The organism is Saccharomonospora xinjiangensis XJ-54 (assembly GCF_000258175.1).
Classification (GTDB): Bacteria; Actinomycetota; Actinomycetes; order Mycobacteriales; family Pseudonocardiaceae; genus Saccharomonospora; species Saccharomonospora xinjiangensis.
The window spans coordinates 991,502-1,010,848 of the sequence record NZ_JH636049.1 but is presented as its reverse complement, the minus strand read 5'-3'; the positions used below and the strand labels follow the sequence as shown (position 1 = coordinate 1,010,848).

Here is a 19,347-nt window from a genome sequence, read left to right as displayed (position 1 = left end):
TGTCGATGACCGGCTTCTTCGGGGACCTCGGCCCGAGCCCGTTCGACCAGCTGCTCGCCCAGTTCTTCGGCAGCGCCATGCCGGGGCGGCGACCGCACGCCGTCGGGATCACGCGCCTCATGAGCGAGCAGGCACTCGCGCTGGTGTCGGCGGCGGTGCGGCAGGTCGGCGACTGGGGTCAGCACGAACTGGACTCGACGCACCTGCTGTGGGCGGCGACCCGCGTCCCGGGAAGCAGGGAACTGATCCAGCGGGCGGGCGCGGACCCCGATGCGCTGGCGAGGCGGGTCGAGCGGGAAGCAGCGGAGCGGCGAGCGCCGCAGGGGGCTCCCGCGCTCACGCCAGGAGCCAAGCGCACCCTGCTCGACGCGCACCAGATCTCAAGGGGGCTCCGATCCTCCTACATCGGGCCGGAACACATCCTTCTCGCGCTCGTGGCGAATCCCGACTCGCGGGCGGGTCTGATGTTGTCGGAGGCCGGCGTCAATCCCGAGGCCATGCAGCGGGCGATCTCCGGCCCCGCGACACCGCCGCACGCCGGTCTCAACGGAGGTCAGCCGCAGGAGCAGGCCAGCGAGACGCCCACCCTCGACACGTACGGAACGGACCTCACGGCCATGGCCCGCGACGGGGAGATCGACCCTGTGGTGGGGAGGGACGACGAGATCGAGCAGACGATCGAGGTGCTGTCGCGGCGCACGAAGAACAACCCGGTTCTCATCGGCGAGGCGGGGGTCGGCAAGACGGCCATCGTGGAGGGGCTCGCCCAGCGGGTCGTCGATGGCAACGTGCCCGAGTCCATGGCGGGTCGCCGTGTGGTGCGGCTCGACATCGCGGGACTGGTCGCGGGCACGCGGTACCGGGGTGACTTCGAGGAGCGGATGACGAAGCTGCTCGACGAGCTGCGGGCGAACCAGGGCAAACTCATCGTGTTCATCGACGAGCTGCACACCGTGGTGGGCGCGGGTTCGTCCGAGGGCTCGATGGGTGCGGGCAACATGCTGAAACCCGCGCTGGCCAGGGGAGAACTGCACATCGTCGGTGCGACGACGCTGGACGAGTACCGGGAGAACATCGAGAACGATCCCGCGTTCGAACGCCGGTTCCAGCCCATCCTGGTCCCCGAGCCGAACGTGGAGGACACGATCGCGATCCTCTACGGGATCAGGGATCAGTACGAGGCGCACCACCAGGTGCGGTTCACGGACGAGGCGCTGAACGCGGCGGCCACGCTCTCCGACCGTTACATCACCGACCGGTACCTTCCGGACAAGGCGATCGATCTGATCGACCAGTCGGGCGCGCGGGTGCGGATGCGTTCCGGTCGCTGGCCCGAGCGCGTGCGCGACATGGAGTCCCGCCTCGAACAGCTCTGCCGCGACCGCGACCAGGCGGTGAGCGAGGAACACTACGAGCGGGCGTCGGCGTTGCGGGACGAGATCCACGATCTGCGCAGCCGGATCGAGGAGCAGCGCAAGGAGGAGCGGCCGTCCGAGGCACCGGAGGTCACGGCCACCGACATCGCCGAGGTCGTGTCGCGCAGCACCGGCATTCCGGTGGCGCAGTTGACGCAGGAGGAGCGGGAGCGCCTGCTGAGCCTGGAGGAACACCTGCACGGGAGGGTGGTCGGCCAGGACGAGGCGGTGGCCGCGGTGGCGGAGTCCGTGCGCAGGGCGAGGGCGGGGCTTGCCGAACCCGACCGGCCTTCGGGGAGTTTCCTGTTCCTCGGCCCGACGGGTGTCGGCAAGACCGAACTCGCGCGGGCGCTGGCCGAGGCACTGTTCGGCAGCGAGGAGAGCATGATCCGGCTGGACATGTCGGAGTACGGCGAGCGGCACACCGTGAGCAGGCTCGTCGGCGCGCCACCCGGATACGTCGGGTACGAGGAGGCAGGGCAGCTCACCGAGGCCGTGAGGCGGCGCCCGTACTCGGTGATCCTGCTCGACGAGATCGAGAAGGCTCATCCCGACGTGTTCAACATGCTGCTCCAGGTGCTGGAGGACGGTCGCCTCACCGACGGCAGGGGCCGCACGGTGAACTTCACCAACACGGTTCTGATCATGACCAGCAACATCGGTTCGGAACTCGTGCTGAGCGGTACGCAGGGCGCGCTGGGGTTCGCTCCGCGCGACGAGGCCGAGACGGAGAGCCCGCTGCGGGAACGCCTGATGCGGCGGCTTCGCGAGAACTTCCGGCCGGAGTTCCTCAACCGCATCGACGAGATCATCGTGTTCCGCAAGCTGTCGGCGGAGCAGTTGCAGCAGGTCACCACCTTGCTGCTCGGCGAGACCCGCCGTAAGGCACACGCGCAGGGGGTCGAGGTGGAATTCTCTCCCGACGCGGTGAGCTGGCTCGCGGAGGCCGGTTACCAACCGGAATACGGGGCGCGCCCGCTGCGCCGCACGATCCAGCGGGAGGTGGACAACGTGCTCTCCCGGATGCTGCTCAAGGGCGACCTGCATTCCGGTTCCCGCGTCACCGTGACGGCGGGGGACGGCGGACTGTCCTTCGACGTCGCCGCGCCGGTGGGTTCCTGAGCTGCCACGCCCTCCACCACCTCGCGCGGGCGCACTCCTGGGAGGTTCAGCCCGTTTCCTCGCCGCTGAGCGCGGCTGCGGGTACCACGCGCTCGTAGACGCGCAGGGTGTCGGTGGCGATGCGGTCCCACGAGTAGCGGCACCGGGCGCGGTCGGCTCCCGCGATGCCGTACGCGTCGCGCAGCGCGGCGTCGGACAGCAGCTTGCGCACGGCCGCGGCCACCGCGTCAGGACGTTTCGGCGGCACGTGGATACCGGTCACCCCATCCACCACGGTGTCGGTCAGCCCGCCCACCGCCGAGGCCACCACAGGAACACCACACGCCATCGCCTCAAGCGGAACGATCCCGAACGGTTCGTACCACGGCGTGCACACCACGACGTCAGCCGAGCGGAGCAGGGCAGGCACCTCGTCGCGCGAGATCTGCCCCGTCAGGTGCACGCGGTCGGCCACCCCGGTCTCGGCGGCGAAACGCCGCAGGCGCAGCGCCTCGGGATCCTCCGACAGCTTGCCTGCCTGCGGACCGCCCGCGATCACCAGTTCCACCTCGGGCAGCGACCGCAGCGCGGCGATGGCGACGTCGAAACCTTTGCGCGGTACCAGCCTTCCCATCGCGACGATGCGGTACCGGTGGTTCCGAGGCTCCCTCGGGCCGGAGGGAGTGAACCTGTCGAGGTCCACCCCGCACGGCACCACCGACATGCGCGACCGGGGAAGACCCATCCGCACCAGTTCGAACACCTCGTCGGAGCACGTCGCCGCCACCCTGGCCGCATGCCTTCCGATGAGCCGTTCGAGCCCGATCCGTTCGGCTGGACTCGGATCGTTCGCACCTTGATGCCTGCGCTTGACCACGCCGAGCGCGTGGAACGTCTGCACCACAGGGACGGCGACGGAACGCGCCGCCATCAGCGAAGCCAGTCCGGACATCCAGAAGTGCGCGTGGACGAGGTCGGGCCGATCCAGCTCCCACTGGGAGCACAGGAACCGGGTGAACTCGCCCATGTGCGGCAGCAGCTCGTCCTTCGGCACATGCCGCGCCGGGCCTGCGGGAACGTGCACCACGCGGTAACCGCCGGGCATGGTGACCTCGCCGGGCTGGTCCCTGCTGTCCCTGCGGGTGTAGACGGTGACGTCGTGTCCCGCTCTTGTCAGGCCTGCCGAGAGTTCCGCGACATGCACGTTCTGGCCACCGGCATCGACCTCTCCCAGCGCGGCGAGCGGGCTGGCGTGCTCGGAAACCATCGAGATCTTCATCGTGCCTCCTGCGGGAAGTTCAGGGCGCGAGTGAGTCGAGCAGGACGTCCCAGCGGCGCAGGAACGCGTCGAGGCCGAAGCGCGTCAGCGCGTATTCGCGCGCCGACTTGCCCATGCGCATGGCCAGGCCGTGGTCCGCACACAGAGCCGAGACGGCGGAGGTGAGGTCGGCGACATCGGTGGACACAAGCCCGGCGTCGGGCGGCACCGAGGTGGCCGCCTCCGTGGACGCGACAGCGACAACGGGCATGCCGAGGTGCATGGCCTCCAGCAGGGACAACCCCAGTGAGGTCCATCGCGCGGTGTGTACGTAGACGCGCCGGAGGGCCATCTCGGTGTGCAGGGCGTCGTGAGGCAGATCCCCGGCCGGCGTGACCCCGTCCACGGAGACGTCCTGGGTCTCCATTCCGTAGAGATCGACGGGGGCGGCTCTGGCGAACACCGGCAGCAGATCGGTCCCCACGACGCGGCCTCGGCGCACGGGTTCGTTGATGAGCACGGCGGCGCGGGGGAGTTCGCCGGTGTATCGGTGTCCGGGGTCCACGATGCCGTGGTCGATCACCACTGTGGGCGCGATCCCGTTGTCCCACATCAGCTCGTTGTAGTGGGTCACGTGCACCACGGGAACGGTGTCCTGATCCGCCATCGGGTGCGGGGTGGTCGCCGCGTGCTCCCTCGGGGTGTTGTGCTCGACGTACACGGCTGGCAGGTCAACCCCTGGTCGGCGGCCGAGCCAGCGGTGGGTCAGCTCGATCTCCTCGGGACGCTGGAGCACCACCGCGTCCACGTCGTGCTCGCGCAGCTCGCCCGGCTGGACCTCAACGGCCGAGGCAGGCCAGTCCCGCCCGCAACGCCCGCGTCCCCACGGACCTCGATCGTCCACAGTGGGCAGTAGGTACGTGTGCTTTCCTTGAACGAAAGCGGTTGTCCACGAACCATGGACGTGCCACACGAGCAGTCTCATGTCACCGAAGTTGCCCGTGCGCGGTGTGCGCTAAACCGTTCGCAGCGCGGTCGGTCGCAGGCCGATGACCCATCGTGAAGACGAGGCGGGGTGATGTCACGTGGCGTGTCCGGTCGCGGGTGCGCCCCGGCTGGGAACGATACTGAGGAGCAGACCCAGCACGGACGACACCCCGTAAAGGCACACGTTCGCGATATGGACATTGGCGATGTTGCCCAGCGGTGACACGGTGACCGCCAGGATGCCGTAGGCGAGCAGCCCGGCGAAACCGAAGAAACTCAGCCAGCCGAAGGCCCGTACGGTTCCCTCGTTGCGGGTCGCGGCGAGGCCCAGCGCCCCGACGCCGGTGTGCCCGATGTTGAGCAGGCCGCTGACCCCGAACACCCACACGGTGCGGGTTTCGTCGTAACCCATGTCGGAGCCCGCGATGGCGAACCCGGCGATGCCGAGCACCAGATACGCCAGCCCGATCACACCGACCGCGGCGCGCAGGATCGCCACCGGCGGTTGCGCTCGTGCCGAAGGACTCATGTCTTGCCGCCTTCCGACGTCGCGGGTCGTCGCCGTCACCGGCCGCCGTCACCGGGAGATGCTTCCTGCGGCCTGCTTCGCGAAGTCGATGTGGACAACGCGATCCACCCCCCGCTGCGGGTCGAAGTCGTATCGCCACGCCGACACGGAATCGGTGACGGTGCCCAGCACCCGCCAGCCGAGAGACTGCGCGTTCGGCACGCCACCGGAGAAGGTCGTGGTGGACACGTCGGCGCGCAGCGTGCCGAACGCGACGGACAACCGGCAGGTCAGCAGGGACCCCGGCACGGAAGCATGGACCAGGGTCGCGCAGGCCTCGTCCACCGCGAGGACGATGTCGGTGACCTCGTCGGGGCCGAACCCCTCGCGGGCGGCCACCGCCTGCGCCACCATGCGAACCGTCGCGAGGTGCCGGGGATCGGCGGGCACACGCAGTTCCATCGGTCCGTGGCACCCCGGGCCGAACCAGTCCACCAGTTCACGTCTTGCCATGATGTGGCCGGGATACCCGCGCCACGGATGTCCACACTCACCCATGGGCTCGCCCGATTCCGCCGTGTTGCCGCGACGTTTCCGGTTTCCGTCGCCGCGCCCCGCGAGGTTTGTGCCAGCCACCTTCGGGGCACACGGTGACCACCGTCGAGCGGTGCTGCCGCGCAAGCGCCGCGCCCGACGAATGGGAGGAAGCCGTGGTGTACGACGAACAGCGTGACGCCGTGGGTCAGCGTTCGGTGGCACAGCTCGTCAACGACCTCTCCGCACAGGTCTCAAGGCTCGTCCGCGACGAGATGAAACTCGCGAGAGCCGAGATGGAGACGAAGGGCAAGCGGCTCGGGTTCGGGGCGGGAATGGCGGGAGCGGGCGGGTTGATGGCCTTCTTCGGCCTCGCGGTCCTCATCGCGGCCGCTGTCCTGGCACTCGCTCTCGTCATGCCCGCGTGGGCTGCGGCTCTGGTGGTCGGCGGTGCGCTGATGGCGCTGGCCGGGCTGCTGGCGCTCATCGGAAGGCGGCAGGTACGGAAGGCGACCCCGCCCGTGCCGAGGGAATCCATCGAGAGCGTGCGCAAGGACATCGACATCGTGAAGGAGACGATGCGGCGATGATGTCGTCCACCTCGCAGGCAGGCTCACCCGACGACGAGTTCCCGCAGACGGTGGAGCAGGCGCGCACCGACATCGAACTCACCCGGCAGGAGCTGGGGGAGACGGCGAGGGAACTGGTGCAGCGACTCGACGTCGGCAGGCGCGCCAGGGAACAGTTCCAGGATCGCTCGCGGCTTGCTCTGAATACGATGCGGGCCAACCCCGTCGCCGTCGCGGCAGGCGGCTCGGCGCTCACCCTCGCCGTCGGTGGCCTGCTGACGTGGAGGATCAAGCGATGAAGGCGCTGTACCGGCCGCTGAGCCTCGTGGTCAGCGTGGGTGGTGGCCTGCTGGCCAGTGCCGTGTTCCGGCAGGTCTGGCGGCGGCTGACGGGCGAGGACCGCGCGCCGAGGGCGACCGACAGGACGTTCTCGGCATGGCAGGTCGTGGCGGCGGCCGCGGCGCAGGGGGCTGTCGTGGGAGCGGTGAAGGCGGCGGTGGACCGGGCCGGTGCCGCGGGTTACGAGAAGGCGACCGGTGCCTGGCCAGGCAACGAGTAGGCGCATGATGCTGGTGCGTCCTCCCGGTGTGTACCGGCCGCAGGACGACACCGATCTGCTCGCCGAGGCCCTCACCGAGGTGACGCTGCCACCCCGCGCCAGGGTGCTCGACGTCGGCACGGGGACGGGCGCGCTCGCCGTGACGGCGGCGGCCGCGGGGGCGGCCGAGGTCACCGCCCTCGACGTGTCGCGGCGGGCATTGCTGGCGGCGTGGGTCAACACGCGTGTGCGGCGGCTTCCGGTCACGGTCCACCGTGGTGATGTCTCCTCCGCGCCCCCTCAGGGACCGTTCGACCTCGTACTCGCCAACCCGCCGTACGTCCCGTGGCCCGGTGGTCGTCGCCGGTCGCCCCGCTGGGACGCGGGCAGCGACGGGCGCGCGGTCATCGATCCGCTCTGCGCGGCGGTTCCCGCCCTGCTGTCCGACCGGGGTCGTTTCCTGCTGGTGCAGTCGTCGTTGTCCGGTGTCGAGGCCACACTCGCCGCACTCGCGGGTGCGGGGCTCGCGGCGTCGGTCGTGGCGGGCAGGCCCGTGCCCTTCGGGCCTGTGCTGCGGCGCAGGGCGCGTTACCTCGAACAGCGTGGGCTGATCGCCGAAGGGCAACGCGAGGAGGAGTTGGTGGTGATCCGTGCCGACCGAGTCGCAGACGCCTCGTGAGCGTTCTCCCCGGCGCGATTCCCAGCCGAGGCGCGTCACCGTGGTGCCAGGTGGTCCCGTGCTGATCGAGGGGCCCGTCGAGCTGTGTCTCGACGACGGAACCACCGTGGTCTCGGATCGCTTCCAGGTGGCGGTGTGCGCGTGCAGGCGCAGCAGGACCTACCCGTTCTGCGACGCCAGCCACCGCAGGAAGCGGCGCTGACCCGATGGTCCCGATGGTTTTGACGGGTGCTGTCAGCCTTCGTGCAAGGGAAGCCGCAGGGCGCTGCGGCCTTTCCGCCACTGGCGCAGCGTGTGGTCGGCGAGGTGCGACTCCAGCAGTTCCGTCGCCTGGATGCCGAACACCACGTCGGCGGCCAGCCGTGGCTCACGCGCGAGCAGGTCGCCGATCACCTCGCGGCGCATGACCTGCTCGTGCACCGCGTCGGCCTCGACGTGTTCGGCGAAGAAGAAGCGGCACGGTTCGGGGGCGCCCATCCGGTCGAGGGCTTCGACCATGCGGCGGGCGCTCGGCGCCGTGCTGATCTCCGCGGCCGCGAAGTGCCCGACGAGTGCGGCCCGAAGCCCCCGGTGCAGACCGAACAGCGACATCAGGTTCACCGTGGCGAACGCCTGCGGCGGCACGTGCTCGAGGTAGCCGAGATAGCCGGAAGAAAGTCCCGCCGCTTCTAGCAGATCGGCGTAGAGCCGGGAGTGCATGCGTTCGTACCGGCCGCCTCCGAACTCGTCGAACTCCACGGCCACCAGCGCGGCCTTGGCCTGCCCTCGCAGCCTCGGGACGACCCAGGCGTGCGGGTCGGCCTCCTTCAGGTGGTAGATCGACCGCATCGCGAGGTACTCGCGCATCTGCGACCACGTTCCCTCGGCGCGCAGCCAGTGACTCAACCCGGTTCCGTTCACGGGTTCGATCAGCAGTTCGTCGAGCGCGGCGGCGACGTCGGGGTCGCGGCCCCTGCCGGGCACATCGGCGCGCAGGGCCGAGAGGAAGCGGTGTTCCAGCGAGGAACGCAGGCGCAGCAGGCCGGGGTCCCACTCCCAGTCCGGTGAGACGTCGGCGAAGCCGCGATAGTGCAGCTCGTAGCACGTCTGCAACGCGAGCTGGAGGTCGTCACCGTAAGGTTCGGGGCAGCCGATGTCCCGCGGAAGGTGGTGCCTGCCCGACGGCGTGTCCCGCAAGGCCGTCACCACGGCCGCCGACAGCGGTCCTCTCGGCAACGGCAGTGTCGCCACCGGGTCCGGTTCGGGCACGGAGGTTCCTGGCCGCGCGCCCACGCTCGTACTCACACGAGCGGGCTACCCTCGCGCCCCGCCGGGTACACCGGTGTCACCAGCACCGTGGATGCCACCAGGGGCAGTCGTCGTCATCGTCGTCATCGTCGTCACCGCCGCCGTCACCTGGCGGGGTGGTCGAGGTCGGAGCCGGCGACGACGTCTTCGTGTGGCTGGGTTTGCCCGAGGTGCTGGGCGGGGTGCTGTCGCCGGGCTTGTCGTCCCTCCCACCGCCGTCGCCGCCGCGACCGCCACCGTTGTCGCCGTCACCGTTGCCGTTGCCGTTGCCGTTGCCGCGGTTGTCGCCGCCTCCGGCGTCGTCATCCTGGCCGGGTTCGGCGTCGTCGTCGGGCTCGTCGGGGGAGCCGCCTCCGCCGAGGTTGCCATCCTGGCTGTCTGAGGCGGTGCTCCCGTCGTCGGGAAGGGTGACCTCTGAGGAGACGGCGCCGGTCGAGGTGGGAGCGACGCCGCCGGTGGTGGGATACCGTGCGGTGTCGCTGGGCTCGACGATCACGATCCTGTCGCCGTCGTCGGCGCGGTCCTCACCGTCGTCCGGTGTGAGACTGACCGCCACGGCCGCGACTCCGCACCCGACGACCACCGCTCCCATCACCGCGAGCACGCGCAGCCGCGACCCTGGCCCCGGTGGAGTTCGATCGTTCCAGTCTTCATCGTCGGAGAGCCGGGCCACCGACACATCGTTGTCCACGTACTGAGCCCTTCCGGACCGGAATCAGGCGAGCTGAGCTGTCTCACCGTAGATCATGACGCAGCGTTGTCACCGTCAGGGATTGTTCCGGAAAGTGCGCTCGGTGTGACAGAATCGCCGGATTTCGTTCCCTCCGATCACGTTCCGCGACGATGAGGGTCACGGACCGCGTCGCCTCTCTCGGGCTCTGGTCCGTCCACTGTGTACCTGATGTTCGTTCAGGAACGCTTTTGTGTGCGCAGGAACTTGACGAGGTGGTCGTCGAACTCCACCTCTCGTTCGAGGTTCGGCAGGTGGCCGACACCGTCGAGGACGACGAGCTGTGAGCCCGCGATGTGCGTGTGCAGCAGCTCCGCCTCCGCGACGGGTGTGTAGGTGTCCTCGGTGCCGACGACGACGAGGGTCGGCACCGTGATGTGGGCGAGATGCTCGACGTAGTCGGCGCGGTCGGCGCGGCCTCGCAGGCTCGCGGCCGCCCCGTCCGGTGGAGTCGCGCGCATCATCCGCAGGACGTGCTTCGTCGTCGCGGGCAGCGCCCGGATGCTCTCGGCGCTCAGCATCCTCGGCAGGAGTTCGCCAGGCAGCGTGCTCATGCCCTCCCGGGTCAGGCGCTCGGCCGTCGCGAGGCGTTCCCGCTTCTGCTCCGGTGTGTCCGCGCGCGCCGAGGTGGCGGCGAGCAGCACGGCGTCGATCCGGTCGGCGAGGTGCCGGTGGCACTCCATGACGAGCTGGCCGCCCATCGACAGTCCGCCGAGGACGAACGTGTCGATGCCGAGTTCGTCGAGCAGTGCGGTGAGGTCGGCGGCATGCCGATCGAACGGCGTCACCGGCGCGGCGTCCTCGGTGGTGGGGAGCCTGCTGGTGCCGTATCCGCGCAGATCGGGAACGACGACGCGGAACCCCTCGGCGGCGAGACGCTCGACCTGGGGCCGCCACATCGTGCGGTCGAACGGATGGCCGTGCAGAAGGATGACGGGATCGCCGTGGCCGGTGTCGTCGTAGCCGAGAGTCGTGCCGTCTGGCAGGGAGAGAGAAGGCATGCACCGACGCTAACCAGGACAATGTCTCGATGCAATGAAAACATTGACCTCGGTGCAATAATGCGGGAATGAGCGACTACCGATCCCTCGCCGACGCCGTGGCCGCCGACATCGTGGCCGGGCGGCTCCGCCCTGGCGAACGACTGCCGACCCAGCGCAGGTTCGCTCGCGTCCACGGCATCGCGATCTCGACAGCGGGCCGCGTCTACCAGGAACTCACCCGCAGGGGGCTCGTCGTCGGCGAGGTCGGGCGTGGCACCTACGTGAGAGCGGCGAGGACCCGGCCGGAACCCGCGCTCGCCGAACCAAGCCAGGCAGGGGTCGATCTGGAACTCAACATCTCCCTGCCTCCGGGGCTTCCCGAGTCGCTGGACGAACTCCGGCCGGGATTCGATCGGCTGCTGCGCGCCGACGTGCTGGCCGAGGCACTGCGGCCGACGGGAACGGCAGGCACCCCCGCGGCTCGTGCCGCCGCGACCACCGTGCTCGCGCGCGCGGGCTGGACTCCCGATCCGGCGACGGTGTCGTTCGCGGGCAACGGCAGGCAGGCCATCGCCGCGGCGGTGTCGGCGCTCGTCGATGTCGGTGGCACTCTCGGCGTCGAGTCGTTGACCTATCCCGCGGTGAAGGGCATCGCCGCCCGGCTCGGCGTGATGCTCGTTCCTCTGCCCTGCGACGAACACGGGCTGCTGCCCGGCGCCGTCAGGGACGCCAGGCCCGACGCGCTCTACGTGCAGCCGACCCTGCACAACCCGCTCGGCGTCACGATGCCGGAGTCGCGTCGGCTCGAACTGGCAGGCGTACTGCGGGAGCTGGACATCGCCGTGGTCGAGGACACCATCTACGCCTTCCTACGCGAGGAGGTTCCACTCGCCGCCTACGCGCCCGAGCGCACGGTCCTCGTTGACAGCCTGTCGAAGCGGTTCTCTCCCGGTCTCACGCTCGGTTTCCTCGTCACGCCTGCCGGGCTGGACGGTCGTGTCGCGGCGGCGTTGCGTTCCGGTGGCTGGGCACCCCCGGGGTTCACGCTGGTGGCGACCACGCACTGGATGGAGGACGGGACCGTGGCGGAGGTCCAGCAACGCAAGCGCGCCGATGCCGTGCGGCGCTCGGAGATCGTCCGGCGTGCGCTCGACGGGTTCGACGTCCGGGGTGATCCGCGTGCCTACCACTGCTGGTGGGAGTTGCCGCAGCCATGGAGGGCCGACACGTTCGTGGCGGCGGCCGTGCGGCGCGGCATCGCGGTGAGCCCCTCCGGCGCCTTCGCCGTCGGCAGGTCGCACGCCCCTTCGGCGGTGCGGCTGGCGATCGCGGGCCCCGATCCGTCCACACTGGAATCGGCTGTGCGAGTGCTGGCCAGCCTTGCCCGGGCGACTCCCGAGGACGAGCGCGTGGAGTGAGCCGAGCCGTTTCACGGCTGTGGCGCCAGGGTAGTCGCGCCGTGGAGGTGAGCGTGATGCCAACCACCGTCAAACGGCTGCACGAGGCGCTGTCCGAGGCGGATTTCCCCGCCGACCGTGCCGCGCTGGTGCGGTATGCGGAACAGGCGGGAGCGGACGCGGCCACCCTTCGTGAACTTCACGGGATTCCGGCCGAGACCTACGGAAGTCTGGGGGAGGTGGAACGCGCCGTGTCGTTCGCGGTGCCGCAGGACCCGAGGGAACGTGCCGCTCGCCACCGCGCCCATGGCAGGCCCGGCCTTTCCGAGCAGGGCAGGGAGGTCGGGAAGCACCCGATCGTCGAGGAACTGGGTGAGAACCGGGACAGTTGAACCGTTTGCCCGATTCTGCCGAAGGGTAGCTGTACAACGCGGACGTCTCGACGCGAGAGAGTAAGGCGATCATGGACCTTTCCGGCAGTGGCGACGTGGAGAACTCGCCCGCACGGCTCGCCGCCCGCGCGGAGGACGCGGTCAGGGCGCTGTCGCTCCGGACCTCGGGCCCGGTGGACGGCGACATCCTCGCGAGCCCTGGTGAGATGCACGAGGTGCTGGGATCGCTGAAGGTTCTCGTCGAGAATCTGGCGAGGTGCCTTCCCGAACTCGCCACCTGGCTCGAACAGTGCCTGTGGTGCGGCAGAATCGGCGGCCGCGATCCGCATGCCTACGGCGAAGTGGCCGAATCGATCTTCGAGGTCGCTTCGGCTTTGGCGAGGGCACACCGGATGAGTGCCGCGCTGAGCAGGGAGATCCAGGCTGCGCAGGCGGCGAGCAGCGATCTCGCCGTCACCGAATGAGCTCCGAACGAGCTGACGACACCCGCGCCGGGACCGGGCGTTGCGTGGCCGCCCGCTCAGGACGAGGTGGCCGACGTGCCGGTCGAGTCGTCGTCGAGCGGGTTCCGTGGAGGTGGCGGCGCATGCGTGTTCGCCTCGCGCTGTTGCGCGATCGCCTCCACGAGTTCGCTCTGGCTCATATGAGCCACGAACGGGATTCCCTCGCGGCGTGCTGTGTCGGCCAGTTCTCCCAAGGTCTTGTCGTGAAGGTCTTCCGTGTCGGGCATGGGGTCGTGTATGGGGTCCGGCCTGGGTTCCGGCATTGTCATCCTCCGCGTCTGCCGCCTACAGATTCCGGGTAACCCACGAGGTGGAGCGTTAACCCATTCGGACGCTGCTGGAGACGTCACATGTCCTCGACCTTCAAACTCGGCACGATCGCGGGTATCCGGGTCGGCGCGCACTGGAGCGTGCTCGGAATCCTGATCATTCTGATCATCGCGCTCGGCAGGAACTGGCCCGTGCTCGTGCCCGGCTACTCCGCGGGTGCCTACGTCGCGGCGGCGCTCGTGGCGGCTCTGCTGTTCCTCGCGTCGCTGCTCGCGCACGAACTGGCACACGCCGTGGTGGCGCGGAGGGAGGGGGTCGAGGTCGAGGACATCACGCTGTGGCTGCTCGGCGGTCTCGCGTCCCTGCGCAGTGAGGCGCGCACCCCGGGGGCCGACCTGCGCATCGCGGCGGCCGGTCCGCTGACGAGCGTGCTCGCCGGTGCCCTCTTCGGCGGGCTCGCCTGGCTGCTCGTCACGGTGGACGCCCCGGCGCTGGTGGTGATGGTGGCCGTCTACCTCGCCATGCTGAACGTGGTGCTCGCCGCGTTCAACCTGGTGCCCGCCGCTCCTTTGGACGGTGGCCGCATCCTGCGGGCGGCTCTGTGGGCGTGGAAGGGCGACCGTTACCGCGCGGCTGTCTGGAGTGCCAGGGCAGGCAGGGGTTTCGGTATCGCCCTCATTCTGCTGGGAGTCTGGCAATTGCTGTTCGTGGGCACGGGAGGCGGCCTGTGGTGGATCTTGATCGGACTGTTCGTGGTCTCGGTCGCCGGTGCCGAGGAACGTCAGGCACAGCTCGGTGACACCCTCGCGGACGTGAAGGTCGCCGAGGTCATGACCGCCGATCCCGACGTCACCGACGCGAGTCTCTCGGTGCACGACTTCCTGCACGACGTCGTGCTCGTGCGGCGGCACTCGGCCTTCCCCGTCGTGGACGCGGCCGGTCGCGTCGAGGGACTGGTCACGCTGAACCGGCTGCGTGCCGTGCCGACCGAGGAGCGGAGAACGACCACCGTGCGCGCGATTGCGTGCCCGGTGGCGGACGTCCCGAGGGCCGCACCGGATACTCCGCTGCTCGACCTGCTTCCCGGTCTCCGCGACGCGCCCGACGGAAGGGCACTGGTGTTCGACGGCGAGCGGCTCGCCGGCATCGTGACGCCCACCGACGTCAGCCGCGCCGTGACTCTGCGCGGACTCGTGACGGGAAGCGGCGGCGGCACCCTCCGGCCAGGGGTATGGGGCCCTGCGGGCTGAGCGCACGGACAGCCGGGATCACGGCCGCTTGCCGACCCCGGTGGCCAGCTCGCCCAGTCTGCCGCCACGGGTGGTTGGCGCAAGGGGAGGCGTCTGCTCACCGGCACGCTCCCGCAGCCCGGTGAGGAACTCGGCGACAGCCTCGGCCGCCGTGTGGCGGGGCTGCCAGCCGAGTTCGGTCCGCGCCCGGCCGGTGTCCATCAACGGCAATCGCACCACCGCGTCGAACAGGTGCGGCGAGGCGGGCACGAGCCGCAACGTCCATGCCGTCGCCACGGCCGTGCGCAGCAGCCGGGCAGGCACCGGCACCGTGCGCGCCTCCAGCAGCCGGGCGAGGAGAGCGCCGTCCACGGGTTCGTCGGCGGCGATGTTGAACGCGCCGCGCACGTCCCGGGTGGCGGCGAGCCGGAACGCCTCACCGACGTCGGAGGAGTGCACGACCTGCATGCGCAGCGACCGCGTGTTCGGCACGACGGGGATCAGGCCGGGCCGCACGACGCTCGCCGGCACGAAAGGCCCGAGAAAGAGCCTGCGCTGCTGCGACGCCGTCTCCCTGCGGAAGACGAAACCGGGGCGCAGGCGCACGACCCGGGTCGCGTGTTCGGCCTCGAACGCATCGAGAACCCGTTCCAGGTACGCCTTCTCGCGGGTGTAGGCGGCGCCGGGCCAGCCGTGCGTCGGCCAGTCCTCCGTGACGGCGTGATCCTTGGGGCCCGGCGAGTACGCACCGACCGAGGAGGCGTGCACGAGCGCGGGCACGGCACACCGTGCCACGGCGTCGAACACGCGCAGGCTGCCGAGCACGTTGGCCCGCCACGTGGTGACGGGATCGCGGGTCGGCTGGAACAGCCACGCCAGGTGGATGACCACGTCGGCGTCGGCGACGAGCGAGTCGAGCGCGCCGGCATCGCCGGGGCTCCCGTCGAGCATGCCGAGGTCGATCTGCTCCATGGTCAGTTTCGGGTGCGACCACCGGGGCTTGCGGCGGGCGAGCCCCACGATCGACTCGACGGCCGGGTCGTCTCCGAGCGCGCGCACCACGCTGGTCCCGATGTTGCCGGTCGCGCCGGTCACCACCACACGCATGGCGCCTACCTCGTGGTCTCTGTGCTGTCGTGGACCAGCGCCGCGAGCCGGTCGAGCGCCTGCTCGATCCAGGTCTCGACATCGGCGCTGTACTCGCCGCCGAGCGTCTCCGGTGCCGCACCCGTGCAGGTCACGTGCAGGGTGGCCAGTGTGTGGCCGGGTTGTCCCTCCGCGCGCGGTTCGAGTTGCAGCCAGCCCTCGTAGCCGGTCTCCGTGCCACCCCACCGCAGCCGCAGTTGTTCGCGGTCGGCCTCGACGTAACCCGTCTCGTCACGAACCTCGCTGCCGCTCGACACCCACGTGTGCAGGACACCGCCGCCCTCGGATTCCACCTCGATGCCCTCGGGCGTCCAGCTGTCCAGTGACGATTCCGCTGAGGCGATGTCGAAGACGGCGCGCGGATCGGCGTCGATGACTCGGGTGTGTTCGAAATCGGCCATGCGATGGCATACCCGTCGCGGCCACGGCTATACCGGTGCGGGCATCGGCTACCCGTCGGCGAGCTGTTCCAGTTTGCGCACCGCATTGGCGATTCCGTCCTCGGTCGCGACCCGTGCGCCGAGCTCGCCCGCAGCGGCGGCCATCGAGGAGTCGGTGAGGGCCGCATCGAGCGCCCGCGCGAGAGAATCGGGGCGGAGAGCGCTCTGCTTGATCGGTCTCGGTGCCACGCCGAGTGCGTGCATCCGCCTGCCCCAGAACGGCTGGTCGGCCACGTAGGGACACACGATCTGCGGCCGTCCTGCCGCGACGGCTGTGCCTGTGGTTCCCGCGCCTCCGTGGTGGACCACGACGGACACCCTTGGAAAGAGCGCGTGATAGGGGACGTCTCCCACGACGTGGACGTCGTCGGCCTCGGCGACGTCCGTGAGACCTCCCCAGCCGGTGGCCAGCACGACCCGGACTCCCACGCGGCGCGCTGCGTCGATCACGGTGGCCGTCGTGGCGGCCGGGTCCGCTCCGGACATGCTGCCGAAGCCGACGAAGACGGGCGGTTCACCGGCCGCGAGAAAGTTCTCCAGCTCAGGGGGAAGGGCCCGCTTCTCCGCCGTGGCCGTCGAGGCGGCCGTGTCGTGGTGGAACCAGTAACCGGTCATGCTCGCCGTCGCGGGCCAGTCGGCAGGCGGGGGGAGAACATGCCTGCTCACCGCGTGCAGTACCGGCACGGGGGCGCCGTCGGGAGCGCGAAGCGGATTGTGCCGTCCCCTGCGCCGGGGCAGCCCCAACGTCGCCCGCCACCGGTCCACCGTGCGCCCGAACGTCAGCTCGATCCCCTTCATCCCGGTGTACGACAGCTTGTTCAGCGGCGCGGGGAGAGTGTGCGGGAGATCCTGGCCGGGCCAGGGGAACGCGCCCGTCGGCACGTACATCGGCAACGGCGAAGCCAGCACAGCCGGAATCCCGAGCTTCTCCGCGACGTGAGGACCGCCGATCACCTGTCCGTTGTGGACGATGATGTCGGCACGGCTGCCTTGCCCTTCGGACGCCACCATCCAGCAGTCGTGCAGAAGCCGGGTGGTCATCGTGGGGAGTTTCCTGGCCAGCGCGAGTTTGCCCCTGATGCCGCCTTCGGCCACATCGGCGATGGGGGAGCCCTCGTCGAGGACGCGCAGCGGGCCTTCGTCGATGCCCGCGAACGTCTCGCCATGGTCTCGGACGAGAGTGGCGAACCGGTGAGGGGCGGCGATCACCGCCTCGTGCCCCGCGTCACGGAGACCCCTGGCGAGCGCGATGAACGGCTGCACGTCGCCACGGGTACCGAGGGTGAGGATCAAAACCTTCATGATCGCTCCTTACGAGGCGAGGTTCGTGTGGTGGTCGGCAGGGCGGCGGGACCGGTGTTGGGAGCACTGTTCGCCGGTGATGGGCGAGGAGCGGCGCTCGGCGGTCCGGTCTCGGTGCCGGGAACGATGACGATCTTTCCAAAGATTCTGAACTTTCACAACATGCTGAATCTAATGGGATCGACTTGATCGTGCGGCCGAGGTGACGCCGTCCGCGCGGACACGACGTTCCGCCCCGCCGCGGTCTAGGTCATTGCGCGCAGGACCAGTGACGGCGGGCGGGTGCCCCTGATACTGGCGACCATGTCCACCACCTGCCGGGTGCGGCGAACCTCGTGTGCGCGGAACACCGCAGCGCCTTCCCAGGCCGCGACGGCCGTCGCCGCGAGTGTGCCGTCAACGCGGTCGCGCAGCTCCGCGCCGAGGGTCTCGCCGATGAAGTCCTTGTTGGACAGTGCGAGCAGCACGGACCACGGCGTTGACGTGAGTTCGCGGAGGCGGCGCAGCAGCTCAAGCCCGTGCCAGGTGTTCTTGCCGAAGTCATGTGTGGGGTCGATGAGGATGCCACGCTCGGGCACGCCCAGCGCGGCGACGTGCTCGGCGCGCCTCGTGACCTCCTCTGCCACGGCGGCGACCACGTCCTCGTACTGGACCCGATGCGGCAGTGTCCGTGGCGACGCGCCACCGGTGTGCGAGCAGACGTAGCCCGCTCCGAACTCGGCGGCCACCTCCGCGAGTTCGGGATCGGCGGCCTGCCACGTGTCGTTGAGCAGGTCCGCGCCTTCCTCGCACACCCGTCTGCCGACCTCCGCGCGCCACGTGTCCACACTGATGAGCAGGTCGGGATGCCGATCGCGGATCGCCGCGACCACGTCGGCGACGCGGCGGATCTCCTCGCCGACGGACACCTCCGAGCCGGGGCCCGCCTTCACACCGCCGATATCGACGATGTCGGCCCCGTCGGCGACGGCGGCGTCCACCGCGCGCACGGCCGCGTCGAGAGCGTAGGTGGCGCCCCGGTCGTAGAAGGAATCCGGAGTCCGGTTGACGATGGCCATGACGAAAGGCCGGTCGCGCTCCACGACACGGCCACGGCAATGCAGGGTCACCACGACCAGAACCCTAGCCGCGACCGGGAACCCGCGTGCCGCGCGGCGTCGGAACCAGCCCTCGTGCGATGTGTGCGGTCACCGGAATGCCTCCTGCCGATCAGACCGGGTTCTTGCGGGCCACCCCCGCCACCGCTCGTGTCCTGGCCGGATCGCCGACGAACGTCGTGTCGGGGCGCCACTGCGGAAGCCACACGAGGCCGGGATCGAGCAGCTCGAAGTCGCCGAAGAATTCGGCGATCTCCTGCCGGTTCCTGAGCCCACCGCTGCCACGCACGGCCGTCTTGGTGCGGTAGTCGTCGCTGATCCGGCCGAACGTCCGCGCGGCTGCCTCGTCGCCGGTATCGAGGCAGGCGTGGGACAGCACCAGCAGACTTCCCGGCGCGAGCTGGTCGCGGTAGAACGCGAGCACGGACTCCGGTTGCCGCTCCGAGGGCAGCAGGTGCAGCAGCGCGACCGTCAGCAGGCAGATCGGCTCCCGCGGGTCGAGGCCTTCGGCCCGCACCCGCTCCCACAGCGCGGGGCCGTCGAAGAAGTCACCTGCCAGCGCGCGGTGCCGGGCCGGGTCGGCGGTGTCCTCCAGGAGGATCCGCGCGTGGGCGCTGGCGACCGGTTCGTTGTCGATGTAGACCACCGTCGCGGCACCGGGGTCCACCTCGTCGGCGATCTCGTGCACGTTTCCCTGTGTGGGGAGGCCGCTGCCGATATCGACGAACTGGCGGATACCGGAGGCCGCGGCGAACCGCACCGCCCTGCGGAGGAACGCCCTGTTCTCGCGTACCGCCTCCCGGATCTCCGGTGCGCGCGCGAGTTGCCGCTCCGCGAATTCGCGGTCAACGGCGTAGTTGTGCGACCCCCCGAGCCAGTAGTCGTAGACCCGGCCCGGACTGGGACGGCTGAGGTCGAGATCGAGTGCGGGCTTGTGATCGGACACCTGCCGAGCGTAGCGAGACGGCCTTCCGCGCGCGTC

At 70.0% G+C, this 19,347-nt stretch carries 23 protein-coding genes; 10 read left to right on the top strand and 13 right to left on the bottom strand.

Features of this window, described 5'->3' with window-relative positions; translation table 11 throughout:
• The first annotated feature begins 5 nt into the window (after positions 1–5).
• Positions 6–2,537 carry an ATP-dependent Clp protease ATP-binding subunit gene (locus SACXIDRAFT_RS04030; protein ID WP_006237204.1) on the top strand — a complete coding sequence of 844 codons (2,532 nt, stop codon included), beginning with the start codon at positions 6–8 and terminating at the stop codon, positions 2,535–2,537.
• A 46-nt stretch (positions 2,538–2,583) separates the two neighbouring features.
• Here SACXIDRAFT_RS04030 and SACXIDRAFT_RS04025 read toward each other — a convergent pair whose 3' ends face one another.
• The 4 genes from SACXIDRAFT_RS04025 to SACXIDRAFT_RS04010 form a co-directional block, all read right to left on the bottom strand.
• Positions 2,584–3,795 (bottom strand): glycosyltransferase, encoded by a 1,212-nt coding sequence (locus tag SACXIDRAFT_RS04025; protein WP_006237203.1) that lies wholly within the window; start codon positions 3,793–3,795, stop codon positions 2,584–2,586.
• 19 nt (positions 3,796–3,814) lie between these two features.
• Positions 3,815–4,759: a glycosyltransferase gene (locus tag SACXIDRAFT_RS04020; RefSeq protein ID WP_006237202.1), complete on the bottom strand. Its 945-nt coding sequence runs from the start codon at positions 4,757–4,759 to the stop codon at positions 3,815–3,817.
• A gap of 96 nt (positions 4,760–4,855) precedes the next feature.
• Positions 4,856–5,290, bottom strand: a complete 435-nt coding sequence (locus SACXIDRAFT_RS04015) for a DUF4383 domain-containing protein (protein ID WP_006237201.1) — start codon at positions 5,288–5,290, stop codon at positions 4,856–4,858.
• A 48-nt stretch (positions 5,291–5,338) separates the two neighbouring features.
• Positions 5,339–5,782, bottom strand: coding sequence for an ATP-binding protein (locus SACXIDRAFT_RS04010; protein ID WP_040922035.1), 444 nt, complete (start codon positions 5,780–5,782; stop codon positions 5,339–5,341).
• Between the two features lie 197 nt (positions 5,783–5,979).
• Here SACXIDRAFT_RS04010 and SACXIDRAFT_RS04005 point away from each other — a divergent pair, with 197 nt between their 5' ends.
• The 5 genes from SACXIDRAFT_RS04005 to SACXIDRAFT_RS03985 are packed head-to-tail and all read left to right on the top strand — an operon-like array spanning position 5,980 to position 7,791.
• Complete coding sequence (locus tag SACXIDRAFT_RS04005) at positions 5,980–6,393, top strand: phage holin family protein (RefSeq protein ID WP_006237199.1); 414 nt, start codon at positions 5,980–5,982, stop codon at positions 6,391–6,393.
• Complete coding sequence (locus SACXIDRAFT_RS04000; protein ID WP_006237198.1) at positions 6,390–6,671, top strand: DUF3618 domain-containing protein; 282 nt, start codon at positions 6,390–6,392, stop codon at positions 6,669–6,671. Before SACXIDRAFT_RS04005 ends, SACXIDRAFT_RS04000 begins: the two co-directional genes overlap by 4 nt.
• The gene (locus SACXIDRAFT_RS03995) at positions 6,668–6,931 is read left to right on the top strand and encodes a DUF4235 domain-containing protein (RefSeq protein ID WP_006237197.1); all 264 of its coding nucleotides are present in this window, start codon (positions 6,668–6,670) and stop codon (positions 6,929–6,931) included. Before SACXIDRAFT_RS04000 ends, SACXIDRAFT_RS03995 begins: the two co-directional genes overlap by 4 nt.
• A gap of 4 nt (positions 6,932–6,935) precedes the next feature.
• Positions 6,936–7,589 carry a HemK2/MTQ2 family protein methyltransferase gene (locus SACXIDRAFT_RS03990; RefSeq protein ID WP_040922033.1) on the top strand — a complete coding sequence of 218 codons (654 nt, stop codon included), beginning with the start codon at positions 6,936–6,938 and terminating at the stop codon, positions 7,587–7,589.
• Complete coding sequence (locus SACXIDRAFT_RS03985) at positions 7,561–7,791, top strand: CDGSH iron-sulfur domain-containing protein (protein WP_006237196.1); 231 nt, start codon at positions 7,561–7,563, stop codon at positions 7,789–7,791. Before SACXIDRAFT_RS03990 ends, SACXIDRAFT_RS03985 begins: the two co-directional genes overlap by 29 nt.
• A gap of 32 nt (positions 7,792–7,823) precedes the next feature.
• Here the strand turns inward: SACXIDRAFT_RS03985 and SACXIDRAFT_RS03980 are convergent, their stop codons facing one another.
• From SACXIDRAFT_RS03980 to SACXIDRAFT_RS03970, 3 genes are all read right to left on the bottom strand, one after another.
• Positions 7,824–8,837 carry an iron-containing redox enzyme family protein gene (locus SACXIDRAFT_RS03980; RefSeq protein WP_006237195.1) on the bottom strand — a complete coding sequence of 338 codons (1,014 nt, stop codon included), beginning with the start codon at positions 8,835–8,837 and terminating at the stop codon, positions 7,824–7,826.
• A gap of 76 nt (positions 8,838–8,913) precedes the next feature.
• Positions 8,914–9,567, bottom strand: coding sequence for a hypothetical protein (locus SACXIDRAFT_RS03975; protein WP_006237194.1), 654 nt, complete (start codon positions 9,565–9,567; stop codon positions 8,914–8,916).
• A 218-nt stretch (positions 9,568–9,785) separates the two neighbouring features.
• Positions 9,786–10,607, bottom strand: a complete 822-nt coding sequence (locus tag SACXIDRAFT_RS03970) for an alpha/beta fold hydrolase (protein WP_006237193.1) — start codon at positions 10,605–10,607, stop codon at positions 9,786–9,788.
• A gap of 68 nt (positions 10,608–10,675) precedes the next feature.
• On the opposite strand from SACXIDRAFT_RS03970, the gene SACXIDRAFT_RS03965 reads away from it, so the two are divergent.
• The 3 genes from SACXIDRAFT_RS03965 (at position 10,676) to SACXIDRAFT_RS03955 (ending at position 12,842) form a co-directional block, all read left to right on the top strand.
• Positions 10,676–12,007, top strand: a complete 1,332-nt coding sequence (locus tag SACXIDRAFT_RS03965; RefSeq protein WP_006237192.1) for an aminotransferase-like domain-containing protein — start codon at positions 10,676–10,678, stop codon at positions 12,005–12,007.
• A gap of 56 nt (positions 12,008–12,063) precedes the next feature.
• Positions 12,064–12,378 (top strand): DUF2795 domain-containing protein, encoded by a 315-nt coding sequence (locus SACXIDRAFT_RS03960; protein ID WP_006237191.1) that lies wholly within the window; start codon positions 12,064–12,066, stop codon positions 12,376–12,378.
• A gap of 71 nt (positions 12,379–12,449) precedes the next feature.
• On the top strand, positions 12,450–12,842 hold the full coding sequence (locus SACXIDRAFT_RS03955) for a hypothetical protein (RefSeq protein ID WP_006237190.1): 393 nt from the start codon (positions 12,450–12,452) through the stop codon (positions 12,840–12,842).
• Between the two features lie 56 nt (positions 12,843–12,898).
• Here the strand turns inward: SACXIDRAFT_RS03955 and SACXIDRAFT_RS03950 are convergent, their stop codons facing one another.
• The gene (locus SACXIDRAFT_RS03950; protein ID WP_040922450.1) at positions 12,899–13,108 is read right to left on the bottom strand and encodes a Rho termination factor; all 210 of its coding nucleotides are present in this window, start codon (positions 13,106–13,108) and stop codon (positions 12,899–12,901) included.
• Positions 13,109–13,231: 123 nt separating this feature from the next.
• Between SACXIDRAFT_RS03950 and SACXIDRAFT_RS03945 the strand changes: the two genes are divergently transcribed.
• Positions 13,232–14,401 carry a site-2 protease family protein gene (locus SACXIDRAFT_RS03945; protein WP_006237188.1) on the top strand — a complete coding sequence of 390 codons (1,170 nt, stop codon included), beginning with the start codon at positions 13,232–13,234 and terminating at the stop codon, positions 14,399–14,401.
• An 18-nt stretch (positions 14,402–14,419) separates the two neighbouring features.
• Here SACXIDRAFT_RS03945 and SACXIDRAFT_RS03940 read toward each other — a convergent pair whose 3' ends face one another.
• The 5 genes from SACXIDRAFT_RS03940 to SACXIDRAFT_RS03920 all read right to left on the bottom strand — a co-directional run bounded on the left by SACXIDRAFT_RS03940 (position 14,420) and on the right by SACXIDRAFT_RS03920 (position 19,311).
• Complete coding sequence (locus tag SACXIDRAFT_RS03940) at positions 14,420–15,487, bottom strand: NAD-dependent epimerase/dehydratase family protein (RefSeq protein WP_006237187.1); 1,068 nt, start codon at positions 15,485–15,487, stop codon at positions 14,420–14,422.
• 5 nt (positions 15,488–15,492) lie between these two features.
• Positions 15,493–15,927, bottom strand: coding sequence for an SRPBCC family protein (locus SACXIDRAFT_RS03935; protein WP_006237186.1), 435 nt, complete (start codon positions 15,925–15,927; stop codon positions 15,493–15,495).
• Between the two features lie 48 nt (positions 15,928–15,975).
• Positions 15,976–17,268 carry a glycosyltransferase gene (locus SACXIDRAFT_RS03930; protein WP_006237185.1) on the bottom strand — a complete coding sequence of 431 codons (1,293 nt, stop codon included), beginning with the start codon at positions 17,266–17,268 and terminating at the stop codon, positions 15,976–15,978.
• 245 nt (positions 17,269–17,513) lie between these two features.
• Complete coding sequence (gene folP / locus SACXIDRAFT_RS03925; RefSeq protein ID WP_006237184.1) at positions 17,514–18,380, bottom strand: dihydropteroate synthase; 867 nt, start codon at positions 18,378–18,380, stop codon at positions 17,514–17,516.
• 97 nt (positions 18,381–18,477) lie between these two features.
• A complete protein-coding gene (locus SACXIDRAFT_RS03920; RefSeq protein WP_006237183.1) occupies positions 18,478–19,311 on the bottom strand; it encodes an SAM-dependent methyltransferase in 834 nt (277 codons plus the stop codon).
• Positions 19,312–19,347: the final 36 nt, after the last annotated feature.

Excerpts from the sequence above, each read along its gene's own strand:
- SACXIDRAFT_RS03960 (WP_006237191.1), top strand. The coding sequence starts at position 12,064 with ATGCCAACCACCGTCAAACGGCTGCACGAGGCGCTGTCCGAGGCGGAT.
- SACXIDRAFT_RS04020 (WP_006237202.1), bottom strand. The coding sequence starts at position 4,759 with ATGAGACTGCTCGTGTGGCACGTCCATGGTTCGTGGACAACCGCTTTC.
- SACXIDRAFT_RS03965 (WP_006237192.1), top strand. The coding sequence starts at position 10,676 with ATGAGCGACTACCGATCCCTCGCCGACGCCGTGGCCGCCGACATCGTG.
- SACXIDRAFT_RS04000 (WP_006237198.1), top strand. The coding sequence starts at position 6,390 with ATGATGTCGTCCACCTCGCAGGCAGGCTCACCCGACGACGAGTTCCCG.
- SACXIDRAFT_RS03930 (WP_006237185.1), bottom strand. The coding sequence starts at position 17,268 with ATGAAGGTTTTGATCCTCACCCTCGGTACCCGTGGCGACGTGCAGCCG.
- SACXIDRAFT_RS03970 (WP_006237193.1), bottom strand. The coding sequence starts at position 10,607 with ATGCCTTCTCTCTCCCTGCCAGACGGCACGACTCTCGGCTACGACGAC.
- SACXIDRAFT_RS03940 (WP_006237187.1), bottom strand. The coding sequence starts at position 15,487 with ATGCGTGTGGTGGTGACCGGCGCGACCGGCAACATCGGGACCAGCGTG.
- SACXIDRAFT_RS04030 (WP_006237204.1), top strand. The coding sequence starts at position 6 with ATGACCGGCTTCTTCGGGGACCTCGGCCCGAGCCCGTTCGACCAGCTG.
- SACXIDRAFT_RS03995 (WP_006237197.1), top strand. The coding sequence starts at position 6,668 with ATGAAGGCGCTGTACCGGCCGCTGAGCCTCGTGGTCAGCGTGGGTGGT.
- SACXIDRAFT_RS03945 (WP_006237188.1), top strand. The coding sequence starts at position 13,232 with ATGTCCTCGACCTTCAAACTCGGCACGATCGCGGGTATCCGGGTCGGC.
- SACXIDRAFT_RS03990 (WP_040922033.1), top strand. The coding sequence starts at position 6,936 with ATGATGCTGGTGCGTCCTCCCGGTGTGTACCGGCCGCAGGACGACACC.
- SACXIDRAFT_RS03950 (WP_040922450.1), bottom strand. The coding sequence starts at position 13,108 with ATGCCCGACACGGAAGACCTTCACGACAAGACCTTGGGAGAACTGGCC.
- SACXIDRAFT_RS04010 (WP_040922035.1), bottom strand. The coding sequence starts at position 5,782 with ATGGCAAGACGTGAACTGGTGGACTGGTTCGGCCCGGGGTGCCACGGA.
- SACXIDRAFT_RS04025 (WP_006237203.1), bottom strand. The coding sequence starts at position 3,795 with ATGAAGATCTCGATGGTTTCCGAGCACGCCAGCCCGCTCGCCGCGCTG.
- SACXIDRAFT_RS04015 (WP_006237201.1), bottom strand. The coding sequence starts at position 5,290 with ATGAGTCCTTCGGCACGAGCGCAACCGCCGGTGGCGATCCTGCGCGCC.
- SACXIDRAFT_RS03955 (WP_006237190.1), top strand. The coding sequence starts at position 12,450 with ATGGACCTTTCCGGCAGTGGCGACGTGGAGAACTCGCCCGCACGGCTC.
- SACXIDRAFT_RS03935 (WP_006237186.1), bottom strand. The coding sequence starts at position 15,927 with ATGGCCGATTTCGAACACACCCGAGTCATCGACGCCGATCCGCGCGCC.